Annotated in this window: 19 protein-coding genes; 3 read left to right on the top strand and 16 right to left on the bottom strand. The window is 43.0% G+C overall.

Annotated elements, in window-relative coordinates; translation table 11 throughout:
• Positions 1-21 precede the first annotated feature (21 nt).
• Both FFR60_RS01240 and FFR60_RS01235 read right to left on the bottom strand, forming a co-directional pair.
• Positions 22-762 (bottom strand): SDR family oxidoreductase, encoded by a 741-nt coding sequence (locus FFR60_RS01240; protein WP_137662653.1) that lies wholly within the window; start codon positions 760-762, stop codon positions 22-24.
• Positions 763-830: 68 nt separating this feature from the next.
• Positions 831-1,391 (bottom strand): sugar O-acetyltransferase, encoded by a 561-nt coding sequence (locus FFR60_RS01235; protein WP_137662652.1) that lies wholly within the window; start codon positions 1,389-1,391, stop codon positions 831-833.
• A gap of 109 nt (positions 1,392-1,500) precedes the next feature.
• On the opposite strand from FFR60_RS01235, the gene FFR60_RS01230 reads away from it, so the two are divergent.
• Both FFR60_RS01230 and FFR60_RS01225 read left to right on the top strand, forming a co-directional pair.
• Positions 1,501-2,370 carry a LysR family transcriptional regulator gene (locus tag FFR60_RS01230; RefSeq protein ID WP_137662651.1) on the top strand — a complete coding sequence of 290 codons (870 nt, stop codon included), beginning with the start codon at positions 1,501-1,503 and terminating at the stop codon, positions 2,368-2,370.
• A 68-nt stretch (positions 2,371-2,438) separates the two neighbouring features.
• Positions 2,439-3,056: a hydrolase gene (locus tag FFR60_RS01225; RefSeq protein ID WP_088934967.1), complete on the top strand. Its 618-nt coding sequence runs from the start codon at positions 2,439-2,441 to the stop codon at positions 3,054-3,056.
• 45 nt (positions 3,057-3,101) lie between these two features.
• Here FFR60_RS01225 and FFR60_RS01220 read toward each other — a convergent pair whose 3' ends face one another.
• From FFR60_RS01220 to FFR60_RS01160, 12 genes are all read right to left on the bottom strand, one after another.
• Positions 3,102-3,881: a histidine phosphatase family protein gene (locus tag FFR60_RS01220; RefSeq protein WP_088934964.1), complete on the bottom strand. Its 780-nt coding sequence runs from the start codon at positions 3,879-3,881 to the stop codon at positions 3,102-3,104.
• A 1-nt stretch (position 3,882) separates the two neighbouring features.
• Complete coding sequence (locus FFR60_RS01215; RefSeq protein WP_137662650.1) at positions 3,883-5,316, bottom strand: family 1 glycosylhydrolase; 1,434 nt, start codon at positions 5,314-5,316, stop codon at positions 3,883-3,885.
• 15 nt (positions 5,317-5,331) lie between these two features.
• Positions 5,332-7,176: a beta-glucoside-specific PTS transporter subunit IIABC gene (locus FFR60_RS01210; RefSeq protein ID WP_137662649.1), complete on the bottom strand. Its 1,845-nt coding sequence runs from the start codon at positions 7,174-7,176 to the stop codon at positions 5,332-5,334.
• A 1-nt stretch (position 7,177) separates the two neighbouring features.
• Positions 7,178-8,038 (bottom strand): PRD domain-containing protein, encoded by an 861-nt coding sequence (locus tag FFR60_RS01205; protein WP_088934961.1) that lies wholly within the window; start codon positions 8,036-8,038, stop codon positions 7,178-7,180.
• Between the two features lie 268 nt (positions 8,039-8,306).
• A complete protein-coding gene (locus tag FFR60_RS01200) occupies positions 8,307-8,681 on the bottom strand; it encodes a hypothetical protein (RefSeq protein ID WP_088934960.1) in 375 nt (124 codons plus the stop codon).
• A gap of 206 nt (positions 8,682-8,887) precedes the next feature.
• Positions 8,888-10,297: a PASTA domain-containing protein gene (locus FFR60_RS01195; RefSeq protein WP_137662648.1), complete on the bottom strand. Its 1,410-nt coding sequence runs from the start codon at positions 10,295-10,297 to the stop codon at positions 8,888-8,890.
• Complete coding sequence (locus FFR60_RS01190) at positions 10,290-10,964, bottom strand: ABC transporter ATP-binding protein (protein WP_088934958.1); 675 nt, start codon at positions 10,962-10,964, stop codon at positions 10,290-10,292. The genes FFR60_RS01195 and FFR60_RS01190 overlap by 8 nt, the downstream gene beginning before the upstream one ends.
• 14 nt (positions 10,965-10,978) lie before the next feature.
• Entirely contained in the window at positions 10,979-12,454 is a 1,476-nt protein-coding gene (locus FFR60_RS01185) for an FtsX-like permease family protein (RefSeq protein ID WP_137662647.1), read from the bottom strand.
• 48 nt (positions 12,455-12,502) lie between these two features.
• Positions 12,503-13,177 carry an ATP-binding cassette domain-containing protein gene (locus tag FFR60_RS01180; protein WP_137662646.1) on the bottom strand — a complete coding sequence of 225 codons (675 nt, stop codon included), beginning with the start codon at positions 13,175-13,177 and terminating at the stop codon, positions 12,503-12,505.
• Positions 13,174-14,433, bottom strand: a complete 1,260-nt coding sequence (locus tag FFR60_RS22875) for an ABC transporter permease (RefSeq protein ID WP_249354924.1) — start codon at positions 14,431-14,433, stop codon at positions 13,174-13,176. Before FFR60_RS22875 ends, FFR60_RS01180 begins: the two co-directional genes overlap by 4 nt.
• 53 nt (positions 14,434-14,486) lie before the next feature.
• Positions 14,487-15,578 (bottom strand): sensor histidine kinase, encoded by a 1,092-nt coding sequence (locus FFR60_RS01165; protein WP_088934955.1) that lies wholly within the window; start codon positions 15,576-15,578, stop codon positions 14,487-14,489.
• On the bottom strand, positions 15,569-16,237 hold the full coding sequence (locus FFR60_RS01160) for a response regulator transcription factor (protein ID WP_137662645.1): 669 nt from the start codon (positions 16,235-16,237) through the stop codon (positions 15,569-15,571). Before FFR60_RS01160 ends, FFR60_RS01165 begins: the two co-directional genes overlap by 10 nt.
• 348 nt (positions 16,238-16,585) lie before the next feature.
• On the opposite strand from FFR60_RS01160, the gene FFR60_RS01155 reads away from it, so the two are divergent.
• A complete protein-coding gene (locus FFR60_RS01155) occupies positions 16,586-17,116 on the top strand; it encodes a hypothetical protein (RefSeq protein ID WP_088934953.1) in 531 nt (176 codons plus the stop codon).
• Between the two features lie 89 nt (positions 17,117-17,205).
• Here FFR60_RS01155 and hxlB read toward each other — a convergent pair whose 3' ends face one another.
• The gene (hxlB, locus tag FFR60_RS01150) at positions 17,206-17,757 is read right to left on the bottom strand and encodes a 6-phospho-3-hexuloisomerase (protein ID WP_137662644.1); all 552 of its coding nucleotides are present in this window, start codon (positions 17,755-17,757) and stop codon (positions 17,206-17,208) included.
• A 16-nt stretch (positions 17,758-17,773) separates the two neighbouring features.
• Entirely contained in the window at positions 17,774-18,526 is a 753-nt protein-coding gene (locus FFR60_RS01145; RefSeq protein WP_137662643.1) for an SDR family NAD(P)-dependent oxidoreductase, read from the bottom strand.
• Positions 18,527-18,542: the final 16 nt, after the last annotated feature.

Here is an 18,542-nt window from a genome sequence, read left to right as displayed (position 1 = left end):
TCTATAAAGCTTCTATATTAATTAAATACTCTGCTTGGCCGGACGCAACAAGACCTCGCTGATCGTCACATGCTCCGGTTGTTCGATCGCATACAAGACTGCCTGCGCCACATCCTCTGATGATAAACTAAAGCCGGCCTTTCCCGCCGTTTCTCGCAGCGCTGCCTCTGTCGATTCGTCGCCGACGGTACTGAATAATTCAGAGGCGACCATTCCCGGCGAAATAATCGTCGAACGAATCCCGTTATCCAGCTCTTCCTGCCGTAAGCCTTCCATGATCGCTCTGACTGCGTATTTTGTTCCGTTATAAACGGCTGAACCCGGATAGACGACATGTCCTGCCACTGAGTCTGTCGAAATGATCAATCCTGTCTGTTGTTTTTGCATGATCGGCAAAACGGCCCCGATTCCATTCAGCACACCCATAATGTTGATATCTAGCATCTCTTGCCAGCTCTTATACTCTAATTTCGCGAGATTTCCCTGCGGCATGATCCCGGCGTTGTTATACATCACATCGATTCGGCCGAATTTTTCCAGTGCCAAATCAATCACCCTTTGGACCTGTTGCCGATCGGTCACATCAGCCTTTTGATAAAAAACATCTTTGCCTAATGTATCCGCTAAAGCTTTGATGCGTTCTTCCCGGCGAGCTGCTAGGACAAGCTTTGCGCCTTTACTGGCTAATAGTTTCGCGGTGGCTTCTCCAATACCTGATGATGCGCCCATAATAATAATTACTTTTTCTGAAATAGCTGTCATTGTTCTTCCCCTTTTCATTTTTAGTAGCTGGTTTTAGATTTGTACAGTACTTCTGACTTTTCGCAAAGTTAAATTTCTTTGATTACTTTAGCTGGCGTTCCGGCGACAATCACATTGTCTGGTACATCCTTTGTGACGGTCGAATCCGCAGCAATGACCGCATTTTTTCCGATGGTCACACCAGGAAGAACCGTTACGTTGGCACCCAGCCAAGCATTTTCTTCGATCTTGACCGCAGCTACCGACAGACCTCTGCGCTTAGTAGGATCAATCAGGTGGTTGACGGAAATAATCCGGCACATAGGACCGATCAGAACATGGTCCTCAATCACGATCCCGCCTAAATCAACGAAGGTTACGTTTTGATTGATAAAAATATCTTTTCCAAAAGAAATGTGTTTGCCAAAATCTGTATAAAACGGCTGAGAAATCGTTACAGAAGCATCGATCGCTCGTCCAGTGATTTTTTCTAATGAGGCTCGCATTTCTTCGGCAGTCTGATAGTGCTGATTCATTTCCACTACGAGCCGTTCATTATCAGCCTTCAGCCTATGGATCTCATCATACATATATGATCCCGGCAAAATCTCTTGTCTTTGTATCTTCGCTAATAATTCATGTTTGATCATTGTCTCTGCCCTCCTCTAGTTGCTGATTAGAGTATACTTCGCTATACTTGCAATGACTAATACTTATATAGAATAGGCAGCTATCGCTTTTAGTTATAGGAGGAAGAGCATGGAATTACGTGTATTGAATTACTTTTTAACCGTTGCCAGAGAAAAGACCATCAGTAAAGCCGCGGCCGTTCTCCACCTGTCTCAGCCTACTTTGTCGAAGCAATTAAAGGATTTGGAGGAAGAATTAGGTGTTCAGCTCTTCATTCGCGGAAATCGTGAAATCTCTTTAACGGAAGATGGCGTCTACCTGCAAAATCGCGGCAAGGAAATTCTGTCACTGGTAGATACCACAACAGCGAACCTTCAAAAGAATGAAGTCATCGGCGGAGATATCCTGATAGGCGGCGGTGAAACACAAGCCTTTCAATTTCTATCGGTGATCCTGAATGACTTGATGGAGAAATATCCGGATATCAATGTTCATATGTACAGTGGCAACGCTGACGATGTGAAGGATAAGATCGATAAGGGCCTGTTGGATTTTGGGCTGGTTATCGATCCGGTTGAGAAGCAAAAGTATGAATACCTCTCCCTACCGGTTGCGGATCGCTGGGGTATTTTAGTAAATGAAAAGCATGAGCTGGCAGGAAAAGAGACCGTATCGCCACAGGAGCTGAAGGATCATGCCTTGCTGATCTCTAATCAAACGCTGGTAAATAATCAACTGTCAGAATGGCTAGGCGGTAATTTAAGCAATTTTAATATTATCGGCAGCTATAACTTGCTTTACAACGCGTCCTTATTAGTTAAAGAAGGACAAAGTGCTGCCTTTTGTATCGATGGAATCATTCATACCCAGAATAACGGCTTAGTCTTTATTCCTCTTGAACCAGCCCTCACTTCTAGGATCAGTATTATCTGGAAAAGAAAACAAATTTTCTCAAATGCGGGAAGCCTCTTTCTTGAAAAGCTGATGCAGATTCAATAAAACGAAATCTTCGTGATTTTTTGGAATAAGCAGTAGAATGAAGGTATTAATTTGAGGGAGTGAATAGAATGACTAGCTATGCGAAAAGAACGGAAGATGAATTACTTTCACCAGAAAATACGGTGTTGACAGTGATCGATTATCAACCGACTCAGATCAACTCAATCAATTCCATGAATCGTTCCGAATTGATCCGCAATACGGAACTTGTGATCGAGCTGGCGAAACTTTATAATATCCCGATCGTCCTTTCAACGGTAAATGTTGAAAAAGGCTGGAATACCGATACGATCCCTGTTTTGAAGAAAGCTGTCGGCGAAGATGTACCGTCCTATGACCGCAGCTCCATCAATGCGTGGGAAGACAAAGAATATAATGAAGCAATTAAAGCAACTGGTCGGAAAAAAATCTTGATCCTTGCTTTGTGGACCGAAGCTTGTTTAACTTTCCCAACCTTGGACGCTTTGAAGGAAGGCTACGAAGTTTATCCAATCGTCGATGCAGTCGGCGGAACCTCACCGATCGCTCATGAAACAGCCCTGCGCCGCGTCGAACAAGCCGGTGCGCAACTGACCTCCATCGCCCAGCTTGCGTGCGAATTGCAACGCGATTGGAATCGCGAAGAAACCGTTCCAGGCTTCGATGAATTGATGACGAAGTTCGGCGCTTTTTCTAATTTGCGTTAACAAAAAATCCCTTCACTGATTTTTTTCAGTGAAGGGATTTTGCTTCTATTCAATATACTGTGTATCGCCAATCTTATCCAGCGTATACTTGCCATCTTTGTATTTCAGTGTTGTCACGCTGCAATTATCCAGCATCTCACCGTTGTACTCGTCAGGAACCAGCAGCTCTAGCAATGTCGGGATCATGCCGCCTGAGGATACGATCATGACATTTTTCGCATTCTTTTTCTTGGCATCTTTGACTACCTTGTCCATCGCTGCTTGTCCGCGAGTGGTGATTTCATCGTAATTCTCAGCTGCTTTCAGCGGATCATTTTCTGCGATCGTGTTTGCGATGCCGTCGTCACCGATTTTTTCGACAAGCTTGTCATAATCCGACCAGTCATCATCCAGCTTGAAGCCGTTCGCTTCAAAGATTGGGGTCCACATTTCTTTATCGGTTTTTCCTTCATAACCGCCATAGTTCCACTCTTTAAAGCCGTCGTGTTCGACCAATTTCGGTTTTTTATGGTCATTTTTTGAAAGGATCAGCTTGGCGGTATTGCGCTGACGCCCTAAATCACTAGAATAGGCCAAGTCAAACTTGATATCCTTCAACCCTGCACCTAATTTTTTCGCCTGACTGATCCCCTTGTCGGTTAATGGGGAATCCGCGAATCCCTGAACCTGACCAGTTGTATTGAAGAAGGTCTTCCCATGACGGATCAAGTAAATCGTGACTTCATCATTTTTCTTCGCTGCCTCGGCCTCAACACCTTTAGTCAATCCGCCAATCAACGTTAAGCCTAATAAACAGGTTAACAACGCCCCAAATACTTTTTTCATTTTACAATTCCTCCCCATTCGTCTCGATCAGATTTTTATACCAATAAAATGAGTCTTTCGGCGTTCTCGTCAGATCGCCCGTGCCATCATCCTGCTTATCGACATAAATGAAGCCGTAGCGTTTTTTCATTTCGCCAGTCGTTGCACTGACGAGATCGATCGGCCCCCACATCAAGTAGCCAAAGCAATCGACTTTGTCCTCTTCGACAGCTTTTTTCAGCTCGCTGAGATGTTTTTGTAAAAAGTCGATTCGATAATCATCATGAACTACGCCATCTGAGCCAACTTCATCGACAGCCCCCAAGCCATTTTCACAAATAATGATCGGCAGACCATATCTGCGATAAGTATAATTCAGTAAATATCTGAGACCGATTGGATCGATCCCCCAGCCCCATTTGCTTTTCTCAAGGAAAGAATTCTGAACACCGCCGAACAACGACTCCTCGTCATCATCGCCGCCTTCATAGTGGGCCACATCCGACATATAGTAATTCATGCCGATATAATCGAGTTTTCCTTCCGCAAATGCCTGCTTATCCTCTTCGGTCATCCCGATATCAAAGCCCATGTCCGCATATTCCCGCAACTTATACTTAGGAAATTCGCCATAACACATCGCATCGATCTGGTAAAAATCACGATCCATTTCCTTAAAGGCATTCAAGACATTGATAGGATCGCAATTCACTGGATACGTTGGCGTAATACCGAAAACACAGCCGACTTGGCTTTGCGGATCAAGCTGGTGAATCAATCTTGTAGCTTTGACACCGGCTAATGTCATGTTGTACCCGACGACTGCCAAAATTTCCTTTTTGTTTCCTTCAAGCTCGCTGTATTTTAGTCCTGCCAAAATATAAGTGAACATATCCGACGCTTCGGTTTGCGGATCAATATGGTTCATTTCATTGAAGGTCACCCAATATTTGACCTTGCCCTTCAAAGCCTCCACCATTGTTTCGACATATTTCAAATAAAAATCAATCACTTGTCGACTCTTCCAAGAATCATAGCTGTGCACCAAATTCATCGGCAGCTCAAAATGATAGAGGGTAACGATCGGCTCAATGTTGTACTTCAGCAGCTCGTCCACAACATTTTGATAAAACTCGATCCCTGCTTGGTTCGGTTCGGCATCGTCGCCGTTTGGATAAATCCGCGACCAGTCGATCGAGATCCGCAAGCTTTTAAAGCCCATCTCGCCAAATAGCTTGATGTCTTCTTTGTAGCGATGGTAAAAATCGATCCCCTCATGTGAAGGATAGTGCCGACCTGCTTCGATCGTTTTGGTATATTCTCGCGGTGTCGTCGCTGAGCCTGATGTGGCAAAGTCCATAATCGCTGGTCCTTTACCGCCTTCTTGCCAAGCACCTTCTAATTGATGAGCGGCGATGCTGCCGCCCCATAAAAAATCATTCGCTAATTTTGTCACTTTTTTCCCTCCGTTTTAGACAACGACTGTCAGGCAGTCTTCTTTACTATTCAAGCTCAAATCACTGGTTGGCAAAACATCTAAGTAATCCGCTGTATTGGTGATGACTGTGATCACGACTGGATCGTAGCCTTTACTGCGAATCCCGGCCATATCAGCCTTCAGGATTGGATCGCCGGCCGAAACCTGATCCCCTTGCTTAACAAACGCTTCAAAATAATCACCATCTAATTCAACAGTATTGATCCCAATATGAATCAGAATCTCCACGCCGTATTCGGTTTTGATCCCAATGGCATGATTGGTTGGGAATAAACTTACGACTTCACCGTTGACCGGTGCATGAATCGTATCTTCTTCTGGTTCGATCCCCAGCCCTTTTCCTAGCGCGGATGAAGAAAAGGCTTTGTCATTCACATTGCTTAATGCGACGTTTTTGCCTTTGACCGGCGCTTTGATCAATAATTTTGTAACTGCTTCGGCATCTGTTTCCACTGGCTTCGCTTGTTTTTCTTTGGCTTTTTCATCATTTGGAATTCCTAAAATAAAGGCGGCAATCCCAGCTCCAACAAAACCGATAATGACTGCAATCAACATCATATAGAAGTTTCTGTAATTATCTTTACCGATAAATGAGGCGATCCCGAACAAACCAACCGGCGCATACCCAACAACCTTCATCAAGCCGGCGAACAATCCGCCCAGTCCGCCACCGATCATGACAGCGATATATGGCCGGCGATACTTAACAAACACTCCGTAAATAGCCGGTTCAGTTACACCCATGAACGCACTGAAAGCCGTCGTCCCAAACAATTGCTTTTGCTTTTTGTCTTTTGAGCGGAAGAAGTAGCCCATTACCGCACCACATACTGCGATATCAGAAATGATCCAAGCTGCGGTAAAGACAGCGTCATAGCCTAGAGTCGCATATGAATTCATAAAGATCGGAATAATAAAATTCCCTGCACCGATCGTAATTAAGAATGGCTGTAACGCGGCATAGAGCATTACAACACTCCAGCTGCCCAAGGTATTTCCAACAAAATCAAAGACAAAGTTCAAGCCATCGCCGATATATGTTCCTAAAGGTCCGAATAAAATCAGCGTTACCGGTACTGTAATAATCAAGATTAATACCGGATTGAAGAAATATTGCAGCGCTTTCGGCATGATTTTCTCTAGGAATTTCCCAACATATTTCATGAAGATGATACTTAAAATAATTGGGAAAAAGGAATTTGAATAAGTGGTCTCTGGTAAACTCAAGCCCAGAAAATCCAGTCCCTTCGCGCCATTAATCGCATCAGACATTAAGGTCAATGCGACTGTGACCGCCAGATACTCGTTGACCTCTAAGCGTCGAGCAAAAGAAATCGCGATCAACACTGGTAAAAAGAAGAACACTGCTTGCCGAATCGCATCTAGGATCATATAGGTCGAGCTTTCCGCCGATACTAATCCCGTCAAAGAAAGCAAAGACAAGATTCCGGCTATCAGCCCGGCTGCCATGATGGGAATCAAGATCGGACCCATCGCCTCAGACAAGATTCGTAAGGCCATCGTCACGAATTTTTCTTTTTCCCCAGCTTCAGATTTAACTTCGCCTCCGCCTAAGCCTAAAATCTGATTCATCTCTGGACGAATGTCCTGTACCTGAGTACCAATAATGACTTGATAAGCCACATCATTTGAGACCACGTCGATCACATCAGGCAGCTCCTTGATTTCTTCTGTTTTAGGAAGATTGCGGTCCTTCAATTTAAAACGTAAGCGCGTCATACAGTTCGTCACGCTTTGAATATTTTCTTTACCGCCGACCAATTCGATCAGCTGGTTGCAAAATTCTTGATATTTCATCTTAATTCTCCTCTTCTCGTTTTGTAACTCGTTGGATGTGGAGCATTAAGTAGGCCTCCTCATCATCTGATAATTCTTTTTCAAACGTGTCTCTGACATAGATGCGAATCTTATTGACACAGCTGTATGCTTCTGGATAAAGTTTGCGAATTTGCCGATTAAGCTCAGTCTCATTTGAGGTAAATGTCTCATTCTTAAACATCCGAATGATAAAATACTGCAGATGCGTGACAAGGCGAATGTAATTGATACTCTCCTCTTCAAAATCCAAGCGATAATGATATTTGATAATCGATAAGATGTTCCGCACCGCTTCCATCATCCGCATCATATTATCGTCCTCACTGCCTTTGGTCTGTAAGTTGATAAAATGCAATGCGATGGAGACGGCTTCTTCTGGGGGACAGTCTAAGCCTGTGGTTTCTTCGATCAATCCCACCGCGTAAAGCCCGATTTGGTAATGCTCCGGATAAAACTTGCGGACCTCCCAATCCAGTGGACTTTTGACGATTTGCTCTTTTTGCAATCGTTTGATGGCAAAATCGATGTGATCCAGCAAGGCTAAATAGAGATAATCGGAAACATCCTGCTGAATAACTTCCTCACCATATTCAATCGTCTTGGTTACGATCTGAAGGTATTCGTCTTTAGTGTTAGAAAGTAAATAGCTGAAGTGCTCCAATTTATCATGTGAATCTAAGACGTAGGTCTTTTGAATATCTTTTTCCCCGATACTGTCGCCGGCTTTGTGTTTAAAAGCGACGCCTTTAGAGTAAACTATGATTTCGTTTCCGCGAGCTTGGTTATTGCTCCCTTTTTTTACAATGGCTACATTATTGTTCAAAATTTGACTGATGATCATGCTTTCCCTCCTTTCAAACAAAAAAACCCAAATTACCTAAGGATAGCGTATTTATCCCAAGGTAATTTGAGTTCTGCCTGCATTATCAGTAACATACTCAAAGCAGCAACTACCACCGTTGCTTTGATTTAAGTTTTCTCATCATTATTGTAAAGGAGGAAAATCACAATGTCAACGCTTTCTTTTCGTTAGTATTTTCCCTGCCTCGATTTTTTTAAGGAAAACGCATGGCCCTCACGTTTCCAGATTGTTCTAAAAAGTCCAAATCCTAGTACGAACTTTCGATTTCGTCACTCAATTTAAAAACTTTAGAAGAAGGACTTCTAGGAACCGTTTTTTCCGAATTTTCTTTATCAATTAGCGGGTTAAGCGGATCAATCTCCAGCTCTTTTTCCAAGGTGCTATTGGGCTGGTTTTTCCTGCTGGCTGAATAATTGTTTACATTTTTAGCTTTTTTATCTTCCGGGTCCTTTACACTTCCAGTATTCGGCAAAGTTTTCTTGCTGACAAAAGACACATGCAGCTCTGGCTGATAAAAATGCTGATAGACGAAGTAGCTTCCCAAACTGCATACTAGCAATAAAAGTGAAATGAGCAGCGTCCCTCTGCGAATCTTATCTTGTTCTTTGGTTGTTCCATCCATGCTTAATGCCTCCATTTTAAAAATTCAAACAAATGATATTTTAATATTTATATAATTCTCATTATAACACAAATAATTATTTATTAACCAACACAAATAAACTCATTCGTCAATTTATCGAATGAGTTTATAAAAGTTATTCAATTTTATACTAATTTAATTTATGGTTTTGTTATAGAACAGCAGGATTCTCTGCTAAAAACCAACTATTCGCTTGGTGTTTCTTGATTTTCTCCGTTATCGCCCCCATTATTATTATTCGGGAAGCTCGTAGGGGCCGAGCCGAGATTGCCTAGACTGATATCGATCGATACGGTCAGATTTAACGGAACGTAATCGCTAAAGTGACTCATGCCTACCACTGTTCCCTTTGGCTGGTCTGAATCGACATGGCGAATGACATAATTGATGTTCGCGCCTTTTGATTGGAACTCATCGTGGAAGTATTTTTGCAGTCCGCCTTCCACCATCGTCCCCCGCAAATCCTTCATGTAGGGCTGACCTAATGAGTATAGAACCTTGATCGTTAAATCATCCTTGGCACTCAAGACTCTTCCCGCTTCGACACTTTGCGAGATTAATTGACCATAAGGCAGATTATCCGTATAGACTCCTTTGGCCTGTACCTGCACTCCCTCTAATGCGGTACTCGCATCTTCCAAGCTGTACTCAGAAAAATTCGGAACGACATAGCCTTTGCCTAATGAGACAGTGACCGACATTTTATCCTTTTTCGCGATTTTTTCGTCTTTGGCGATACTTTGGTCAATGATATTATCCGCTGGAATCTCATTGGAGGTTTTTTCCTCATAGGTTAGATCGATCTCATTGTTTTTCGCCCACGTTTCCACCTCACTGCGGGGCTTGCGCTGAAAGTCTGGGACCTTGATGTCTTTTTGATAAGTCTGTGGCCCTTTTGAATAATAAACTTTGGCGGCATCTTTTCTTCGGTAATTTTCCGGTGTGACTTCCGCGTTGGCAATTTCAGAACGGAGCGGCTGACCTTTTTCGATCGTATCGCTGTATTCTTCAATCAGAGAAAGATTTTCGGCTTTGTTCTCTTTGATCCATCTTTCTGCCTGAGTCTTTTTCATCTTCATAAAATCAGGAAGCGGAATTTTCTCTTCAGGATCGGCTCCTAAACTGTTGGTTACGTTTAATACGCCGCCTTTTTTGACTCGCGATCCGGCTTTTTGTTCCTGCGCCAAGATCGTATTGGCGTCTTTTCCCCGATCATAGGTCTGTTTGATCTTGGGCTTTACTTTATTCTCCGAAGCCCAGACCTGCACATCCGTCAGGTTTTTCCCTACAAAATTCGGTACCTTGACGTGGGTCTGCTGATAATAAACGATCCCCAACAGCACACATGCCGCGACCACAGCGAAGAGAATCATGCGACGTTTTCTTTTTTTCTGCTTTTGATAAGAAAGTTCCAGCTCTGTCGCTTCTTGCTGGGAGCGCATTTTTCGTTTAGTTTGTGATTCAAGAGATTCTTCAGCGGAAAGGGTTGGCTGCTTCGATTCATGGGTTATTTTTTTATCCGGCTCGCGCGGTTCCTTTTCTTCCTTGCGGCGGTCATAATTATCGCTGTTGAAATTCGAGAGAAAATCACTCATACGGCAGCAGCTCACCTTGATTTAAATAGAAGGTTTCGTCTGATTGTTCCGCAATTTCTCGCGAGTGGGTCACCACGATCACACATTTGTTGTGGATCGTCGCTAATTCCTTGAAGATCGTCACGATTTCTTCCTCCATTCCCACATCCAGATTCCCCGTTGGTTCGTCCGCTAATATGATGTCCACATTGGTTGCCAAAGCTCGGGCGATAGCGATTCGCTGCTGTTCTCCGCCGGAAAGCTGATTGACTAACCGATCCGCCTTAGCTTTGGTGATTCCGATATAATCTAAAAGGTTGTACGCGATTTCCGTAGTATCCTTTGGCATTTCATTATCGGTGATCGACATTGCGACTAATACATTTTCCAGTCCAGTCAAATACGGGACCAAATTGTAATTTTGAAAAATGATGCTGACATCGTCGCGGCGAAAGCGTTCATAGCCGATCCGTTTGATGTCTTCGCCGTTATATAAAATTTCACCAGAGCTCGGTGCATCCAAAGCACTGATCAGTGATAAGAAGGTGGTTTTGCCCGAACCAGATTCACCTAAAATCGTGTAAAAACGTCCCTTTTCAAATTTTACCGAAGTGTCCTGCAGGATCATCCGACGCTTTTCACCATCTTGATAGAAATAACTTACATCTTTTGCCTCTAAAATTGTCATCGTCTTCTCTCCTTCTACATCATGATTTTCTTCGGATTCAACCGCATCACGTAGGTCAACGGTAAAATAGCTGCTAACAGAATCGTCCCAAGTCCGGCGATCAAGAAAGTCGCAATGTACGTGAGTGAAAAACGGACTTCATAGTTGCTTAGCACATCCTGATTTGAAAGTGAAGACCCCAGAACTGAAGCGCCTCCCATCGAGACCACTTGATTTCCGACATTTTGCGCTGCTTGATCCATCGTGTCGCCCGCAAGCAACGATTCCGAAACTATTTTCCCTAAAACATTCCCTGAGATAAGCGAGAGCAATAATGCAGCCAGACTGATCACAAATATTTCCGCGACGACCTGCTTCATGATATTTTTTCGCTGTTCTCCTAAGGATAGATAGATGCCCCATTCGTGACGGCGATCCTTCATAAAGAGCACGACGACTAATGAAATGATCAATAATGAAGCCAAAACCGCTAGTAATACGACATAGCCGGAAATTTTTGACAGGCGTTTGACACTGGCACCTACCTTGTCAAACTCATCAGTGGAGGCAACCGCTTTGTATCCTTCCGGCAGTAGCGGTTTGATTTCCGCTTTGAAGGCCTCTACATCGTCTGGTGATTTCAGCGTGAAAATCGGCGCAACTTCCTCTTGCATCTCTTCCTCTGAATCAGATGGCTGATTTTCTGCCTCGATTTTATTGATTTCACGAACCAGACCGTTAGAGACAAAGGCAGTATTATACAGCTCCATCTCGGTAATCTGCTGGTTCATCGACTCTTGACCATTTTTTCCATCACTTTTCTTTTTTTCCAGTTTAATTGGTTCAAACAGACCGACGATTTTGACCGCATGCTCCGTCGAATCCTGTGAATCCAACGTGCCGTCTTCTTTTGGTATCAAGCTGACGGTATCCAGGACCATTTGATCGCCGACAGACAGCCCATTCTCGTCTGCTACCTTTTTCGAGATCAAGGCGACCGGCTTTTTGCCGGCAAGTTCTTCTTTTGTCAACATTCGTCCATCCGTCAGCTTGACCTTCTTATTTTTAAAATCCATCGGTTCGCTGCTGTTGCTGCCCTTTAGGCTCATTGTTTTGTATTCGCCCGTTGAAAACTGGACATTCCCCTGCTGCTTCATTTCATAGGTTTTGAATTTTTTAACATACAAATAAGCTAGGTAGCTGTAGTCATAGTCCTTCACATAGGGAGAACTCCCCATTTTTTTGATGGTTTCCTCTTTTAGATTTTCTGGTCGCGTCAAGGCCTGAGTGTCCCCATTTTCGCTTTGCTCCAATAATTTATTCAAATCTAACTCTGGGGCGACGGTCGCTCCCAGCTGCTGCTTCATTTTTTTCTCAACATTGGCTGTTGACTGTTGAATAGCGATCGCTCCGGCAATCACATTTCCTAAAACAAAAATGACAGCAAATAAAATCACTGACTTGCTCTTGGTTCTAAAAATACTGCTCTTCGCTCGTTTCCAATAATTCATCGTAGTATCCTTCCTATTAAAGAACTTGGATGGTTGGAAAGCGCGATCTTAGCTGGGGCGTTGTTCCTTAATAAAGAGTAACTTCCCTCCATTAAGTCCCCATAATTCATCCGCAAAATTAACCGATTGTGTTGATTGAGTGGTAAAGATCAGGCATTTTTTCTGTTGCAAACAATAGCTTCTAAGGCTAGCCATGGCAAATAAAACTCCACATTCGCTAAAGACTTTTTCCGGTTCATCGACTAAAACCAGCTGGGCCTTGCTTTTGGTCATCAGCTTGGCTAAAGTCACTAATTGGCGATCGCTTTCGGATAATCTATTGGTGGGAAGCTTTAACTGATTTTCTGCCAACCCAACCGACAGCAGCAGGCTTTTCAACGACTCTTTTTCCGGCTTCTCACCAGAAAGCAAGACCTCCATCTCTAAATTTGCCATGGGCGAATCCTTTAATAAGCTGCCGGTTTGAAACAAACAAGCGACCTCACATCCGCGATAACGATGGCGTTCAAGAGAAGCAATTTCCTGTCTGTCATACATTAGCGACCCTTTTGTACAAACTGCCAATCCGGCAAAAAGTGCTAATAAGGTTGTTTTTCCGCTGCCGGGATCACCGAAAAACTGGTAGCTTCTTCCTGTTTGAAAGCTGCCTTCAATCCTATCCAGTGTTTTTATCTCTGAATGCTCGTAGCGATAATCCGCCGCTTCCAATATCCATTCGCTCATCTTCTCGCCACCTCCTGTAACGGCTCACGTATGATCTGAGCGATGCGGAGGTTCACCAGCAAAAGCATGATAAACAGACAAGCGCCCGCAAAAATCATTCCGATGTAATTTAACCAGCTAGTCGCAGAAATTTGCTCGAAATGAGGCAGTACCCAATCTATAAAAGGCTCCTGCTCTGCTAGATTCTTTTGAAGCTGAATCAGCCACTCGCCAGTAATCCACCCGCTTAACCGCTGCGAGGTAAAAGCAGCCATCAGTCCGAGGCCTAAAATCAGTATCAAATTTTCCAACGAGCTGCTAAGCGATAATGTCTTGCGATCAAGTCCCATCAAATACAATGTATAAAAATCTTGCCGCCGTTTGATGTTTAGCTGATAGAAAACCGCGATCAAAACGATGCCTAAAATCAGGGCGACGATCAAGCCGTTAAATACTAAATCCAAAGTATCCTTCGCTGACTGTAACAAGCCCTGCGACCAGTTTTTAGTAATTAATGTGTACTCTTCAAAAGATTTTGTTTTTTTAAAGTCTTTTACGAATCTTTTTAGTGCCTTTTTACTGGTCATTTGAAACATCACAGTCGTATCCGGCTGGATGATATTTTGCTGGATCGCCGCGGCAGTTTCCCAGTTAATCAATACGGAATCACTGGTGCAAATCTGGTCGGTCGTTGAAAATTCTGCAATACCGACAATTTTTACTTTTTGCTCTTGTCCTTTATTTCCCAGCAAAATGGTATCATTCAGCTTTAGCTTATTTTCTTTGGCCAGTGTCCGACTAATGACACAGGTGTCTTTTTCCAGCGGTAATGTTCCTTGGAGCTTTTCTTTTTTAGCGGTTAAAAGTACTTTTAAAGAATCGTTGTCCAGCATGGTCACTGGTGAATAGCTCCCATTCGTTTGATTTGTTGAGAAACTAGAGTAATTAGTGATTGTTTGATTTTTAGGCGGAACCAAGGTCGACGAAATAATACCCTGCCCGTTTAATTGACTCTTTTTTACGTAAGGTAGATCTTTCAATTTTTCATAATCGGTTTTTTTTAATGAAATTGCTTGTCCTGTTTGATTTAAATCTTGCACGCCCTTGACGACTGTTGCTGCCTGCTCGCGGTAATCGGTAAAATAGCCCGTCGCTACCTGATAGATTTGCACCAACGAAAAGACGATCAAGAGAAGCAGAAAAATAAAGCTGCCTAGTTTCATATGACTGAAACGATTGCGTTTAAGATTTAGCCAAGCATGTCGGATGATGATCATCGCTTTCTCTCCTCCTATGAGCGTATCGTAGCAAATCCTCTGTTAACTGAATGTTAACCCACACTGGGAAAACTCAAATAAAACGCCGAGCCTTGTTTTTCCTGACTTTCTAAATAAACAAAGCCGCGACATAAATCACAGACATGCGACACCACCGACAACCCAATACCGTAGCCGTCTTGCTTTAGTCCATTCACTCGATAATGATGAGAAAAGACCTCCGCCTGCTTCGCTTGGGGAATACCGATGCCTTGATCCTTGACCTGAATGACCACACTTCCATTTTTGTTTGCGATCGTAACAGTGACCAGCTTGCCCTCGCCATATTTGATTGCATTGTCGACTAAATTAGAAACGGCGCGATAAATCCAACGGTCACGCCCTTGAATCAGCGTAGTCTCCTCTTCGTTGAACTCAAAAAGCAAATCCGGATAATTCTTTTTATAGGCATCGCACACCTCAGCACAGACTAAAGAAACATCCACGACCTCATCTCCTAGATCATCGGTGTTATTAGATAGCGTCAGGATATCGTCGATGCTGTCAGTCAGCCGATCCAATAGTGCGAGATTTCCCTGATTGGCCTGTTGGCGCTCGATTTCAAGATTCGTCCGTAAAATCGCGATGGCATTCTTTTGCTCATGAGTCAGATAGCTGTTCAAACGGCGGTAATCCTCTAAATGACCGTCAAATTTATCCTTTAATTTATTGAAGGCCTCACTGAGCACCTCGTCCTTCACGGTATTTTTAGGTAATTGATCAATGAAATTCAGATCGTGGGTGATGGCCAATATTTGATTGCTGTAGATTTTCCGCAGCACCAGCCACAGTAAAAACGTCAGCAACAAAACCGCCGAACAAATCACTAAGACCATCGCCGGCAAATATTTAAACAATTCATCCTGATAAGCCTTGTCCAGCATCGAAGTACTCAACAGCTGTCCCTTTTTTCCAGTCACCGAGATATCCTCGTCTGAAGTCGAATGAATCTTCGCTTCCGTAAAATAAATATCGTCACCTAGCGTAGAAGCGATATTGACACTCGCCACATTATTGCGCAGGAAGAAAAAGCTCGCTAAAATCACGCCGGTTATCAGCAGTGAGAAGGTCAGCATTGTTACCGTCATTTTAAAATTTAGTCGCATAATTGATACCCCTTTGCTCGAATTGTTTTCAAGACTTCCTTTTCCGCCCCTTCAGCTAATTTCTTCTTCAAACGAGCCAAATGGACCCGCAAAACCGAGGAAAAGGGGTCAAAATCCTCATCATAAACATGCTCAGAAATTTCCTCTGACGAAACCACGGCGGGATGTCGCTGCGCGATGCACAGCAAGATATCAAATTCCTTCGGCTTCAGTAAAATTTCCTTTTTCTGATAACTGACCTTCCGACAAACAGGGTCAACTATCAACGCTCCGATCGCAATCTGCGGCAATGCGCGACCATGATACCGTCGAATCACTGCCCGCAAGCGCGCCTTCAATTCTAACAGCTCAAACGGCTTCACCAAGTAATCATCTGCGCCAAAATCCAGCCCCTTCGCCCGCTCTTCAATCTCATCTCGCGCAGTAATGATGATGACCGGACTTTCCACCTCGGAATCTCTTAGACTCTGCAAAACCGCTAGACCATCCTTTTTAGGAAGATTCAAATCCAGCAAGATGCCGTCATAAGGAGTCACAAACGCCTTCTCTTCCCCCAGCTCGCCATCATAGGCCAGATCCACCGAAATATTCTCCTGCTCTAGTCCCTTTTTCACCGACAAAGCCAATTCACGATTGTCCTCGACCACCAATACACGCATTTATCTTCACTCCTCATTTGGATAAAATAATCTTTCTTATTCTTTTTAGAATAGTACAGACTGTTTAATAAAGTCCATTTCCTTTTTGTGAAGATTTTGAGATTTTTGTCAAAAACAGCTTATTATCAGTGTCAATGATCGCTTAAATTTTTTTGTTGATTGAACCATCAGTATTTAATTATCAGTCAAATTAATATATTTAGTGATAATAAATTAATTTATAAAAGCAATATGCTATAATTTTAGATAGAGAAAAGAAATTTTGTTGTTGATTGAACAAATTCGTTTAGCAGGTAGAATATTTTTGGAAACGTCACTCATTCAAAGATGAAATTGGAGGAGTTAAGAATGAAGAAAAAGAAGCTATCGATTATCATGATGATTATGTTCGTTGGTGTTTGTGTACTGGGTACCTTTGGTTTAAGTTCAAAAGCAGCGGCTGCTGAAGCTCCAAGAGTTGCGATCAATCGGCTATATAATCCCAACTCAGGTGAGCATTTGTTTACTCCGAGTGATTTTGAGCGCGCTACCTTAATTAATTATGGTTGGAAAGACGAAGGCATCGGTTTTTACGGTCAAGGCTATACCACTGAAAAAACTGCGTACGTTAGCCGCGTGTACAACCCTAACGCTGGAGACCATCATTACACCGCAGATCCTAGCGAAGCTGAGTATTTGGTGAAAGTCGGCTGGCACGATGATAATATCGGGTTCCACATGCCTTTTAGTAAGGGGCAACCAGTCTATCGCCTTTATAATCCAAACGCTAAAGCGGGCGCGCATCACTTCACACTGCTCAAGAGTGAACGGGATCATTTAATCAAGGTTGGCTGGAAGGACGAAGGGGTTGCTTTCAACGCCTATGATAAGCTGCAATAATAAGAATTTTCGGAATTGCTTGCCATTACTGGGTAGGCGGTTTTTTAACAAAAAATCCTCTAAGTCTAGTCACTTAGAGGATTTGTTTTCTATTCAAAATCTGCATGTCTGGCGAACATCGTCTCAGACGACTCTTCGGTATCATCCATCAAGTTCATAACCAATCCATCAAAGGTTAGAAAGGCTAGTTGTTCAAAAGCTGACCCCATCGGTTGAGCAAAAGCATCATCACGTTTATTCTCTTCTTTTGTTGTTCCCGGAAGCACTAATACTACATCGGCTAAACGACCAATTGTCGAATCTTTTTTCATCGTTACTAACGCTAACTTCACTCCACTTTGTTTTGCTTTTTTAGCTAAACTTTTCAAACTGCCGGTTTCTCCTGAGCCGGAGCAGATTATCAGCAAGTCCCCTGCTTTTGAATGCGGCGAACTGATTTCGCCAACTAAACTAACAGAAAATCCTAGATGCATTAACCGATTCGCAAAAGCCTGAATAGCGATTCCAGAACGTCCCGCCCCATTTAAAAAAATATGATTGGCAGAATTGATTTGCTTAATGAAGTTTTCAATTTCATCTGAATCAACTTTTTTCACGTTTTGAGTCAGTTCATTCAGAATATCTAGTGTATAGTTTTTCATTCGATTAGTTTCTCCTTTACGCGATCGTTCGACCACCGTCCATCAAAATGGTTTGACCTTGGATATATGAGTTCGCTGGATCTGCTAAGAAAAATGCCAGGTTTGCAACATCCTCGATCGTACCAAGTCGACGAACAGGAATTTTTTGAAGGACTCCATCCAAACTTTCTTGTGTAGGATAGTTAACGCGCATCATTTCGCCTGTATCGATTAAGCGTGGTGCAATAGCATTGACATTGACCCCCTTTGGACCAAGCTCTTTTGCTAATCCTCGGATCAACCCTTCCCCGCCTGCTTTAGAGGCTGGATACGAAACGCCGCCGCCTGTTCCACTCAACGCCGAACCTGAACTAATATATACGATCGAGCCATTGTTTGTTAGAAAATCATTGTAAAAGGCCTTAACTGTATTGAATAATCCTGTTAAATTTATATTTAGCGTTTTATTCCACTCCTCAAATGAGATGTCATTCATCTTATTGGCAAAAGCAACGCCAGCGTTTAAGACTAGGATATCGATTCGACCAAACTCTTTGAAAACTATTTCACGAGCAGTGACCAACGCTTGTGGATCCGAGACATCTGCTTGGATAAACAATGATTTAACATGTTTTTTTGTAATTTCCTCTGCTGTTTTTGTTCCCGTTTCGGGGTTATAATCTACAATCACTGTATGAGCACCAGCTGCCGCAAATTTTTCTGCGATACCTTTACCAATTCCGTGAGCCGCTCCTGTAATCAGAGCTACTTTTCCTTCAAAATTCTCCATTAATTCTTCTCCTCAT

The organism is Enterococcus hulanensis (genome assembly GCF_005405485.1).
Lineage (GTDB): Bacteria > Bacillota > Bacilli > Lactobacillales > Enterococcaceae > Enterococcus_A > Enterococcus_A hulanensis.
Note: the sequence above shows the minus strand (reverse complement) of the source record. Positions and strands in the feature narration are given on the sequence as shown.

Excerpts from the sequence above, each read along its gene's own strand:
- FFR60_RS01195 (WP_137662648.1), bottom strand. The coding sequence starts at position 10,297 with ATGAGTGATTTTCTCTCGAATTTCAACAGCGATAATTATGACCGCCGC.
- FFR60_RS22875 (WP_249354924.1), bottom strand. The coding sequence starts at position 14,433 with ATGATCATCATCCGACATGCTTGGCTAAATCTTAAACGCAATCGTTTC.
- FFR60_RS01200 (WP_088934960.1), bottom strand. The coding sequence starts at position 8,681 with ATGGATGGAACAACCAAAGAACAAGATAAGATTCGCAGAGGGACGCTG.
- FFR60_RS01235 (WP_137662652.1), bottom strand. The coding sequence starts at position 1,391 with ATGATCAAACATGAATTATTAGCGAAGATACAAAGACAAGAGATTTTG.
- hxlB (WP_137662644.1), bottom strand. The coding sequence starts at position 17,757 with ATGAAAAACTATACACTAGATATTCTGAATGAACTGACTCAAAACGTG.
- FFR60_RS01145 (WP_137662643.1), bottom strand. The coding sequence starts at position 18,526 with ATGGAGAATTTTGAAGGAAAAGTAGCTCTGATTACAGGAGCGGCTCAC.
- FFR60_RS01185 (WP_137662647.1), bottom strand. The coding sequence starts at position 12,454 with ATGAATTATTGGAAACGAGCGAAGAGCAGTATTTTTAGAACCAAGAGC.
- FFR60_RS01160 (WP_137662645.1), bottom strand. The coding sequence starts at position 16,237 with ATGCGTGTATTGGTGGTCGAGGACAATCGTGAATTGGCTTTGTCGGTG.
- FFR60_RS01230 (WP_137662651.1), top strand. The coding sequence starts at position 1,501 with ATGGAATTACGTGTATTGAATTACTTTTTAACCGTTGCCAGAGAAAAG.
- FFR60_RS01225 (WP_088934967.1), top strand. The coding sequence starts at position 2,439 with ATGACTAGCTATGCGAAAAGAACGGAAGATGAATTACTTTCACCAGAA.
- FFR60_RS01210 (WP_137662649.1), bottom strand. The coding sequence starts at position 7,176 with ATGAAATATCAAGAATTTTGCAACCAGCTGATCGAATTGGTCGGCGGT.
- FFR60_RS01240 (WP_137662653.1), bottom strand. The coding sequence starts at position 762 with ATGACAGCTATTTCAGAAAAAGTAATTATTATTATGGGCGCATCATCA.
- FFR60_RS01190 (WP_088934958.1), bottom strand. The coding sequence starts at position 10,964 with ATGACAATTTTAGAGGCAAAAGATGTAAGTTATTTCTATCAAGATGGT.
- FFR60_RS01205 (WP_088934961.1), bottom strand. The coding sequence starts at position 8,038 with ATGATCATCAGTCAAATTTTGAACAATAATGTAGCCATTGTAAAAAAA.
- FFR60_RS01220 (WP_088934964.1), bottom strand. The coding sequence starts at position 3,881 with ATGAAAAAAGTATTTGGGGCGTTGTTAACCTGTTTATTAGGCTTAACG.
- FFR60_RS01165 (WP_088934955.1), bottom strand. The coding sequence starts at position 15,578 with ATGCGACTAAATTTTAAAATGACGGTAACAATGCTGACCTTCTCACTG.
- FFR60_RS01155 (WP_088934953.1), top strand. The coding sequence starts at position 16,586 with ATGAAGAAAAAGAAGCTATCGATTATCATGATGATTATGTTCGTTGGT.
- FFR60_RS01180 (WP_137662646.1), bottom strand. The coding sequence starts at position 13,177 with ATGAGCGAATGGATATTGGAAGCGGCGGATTATCGCTACGAGCATTCA.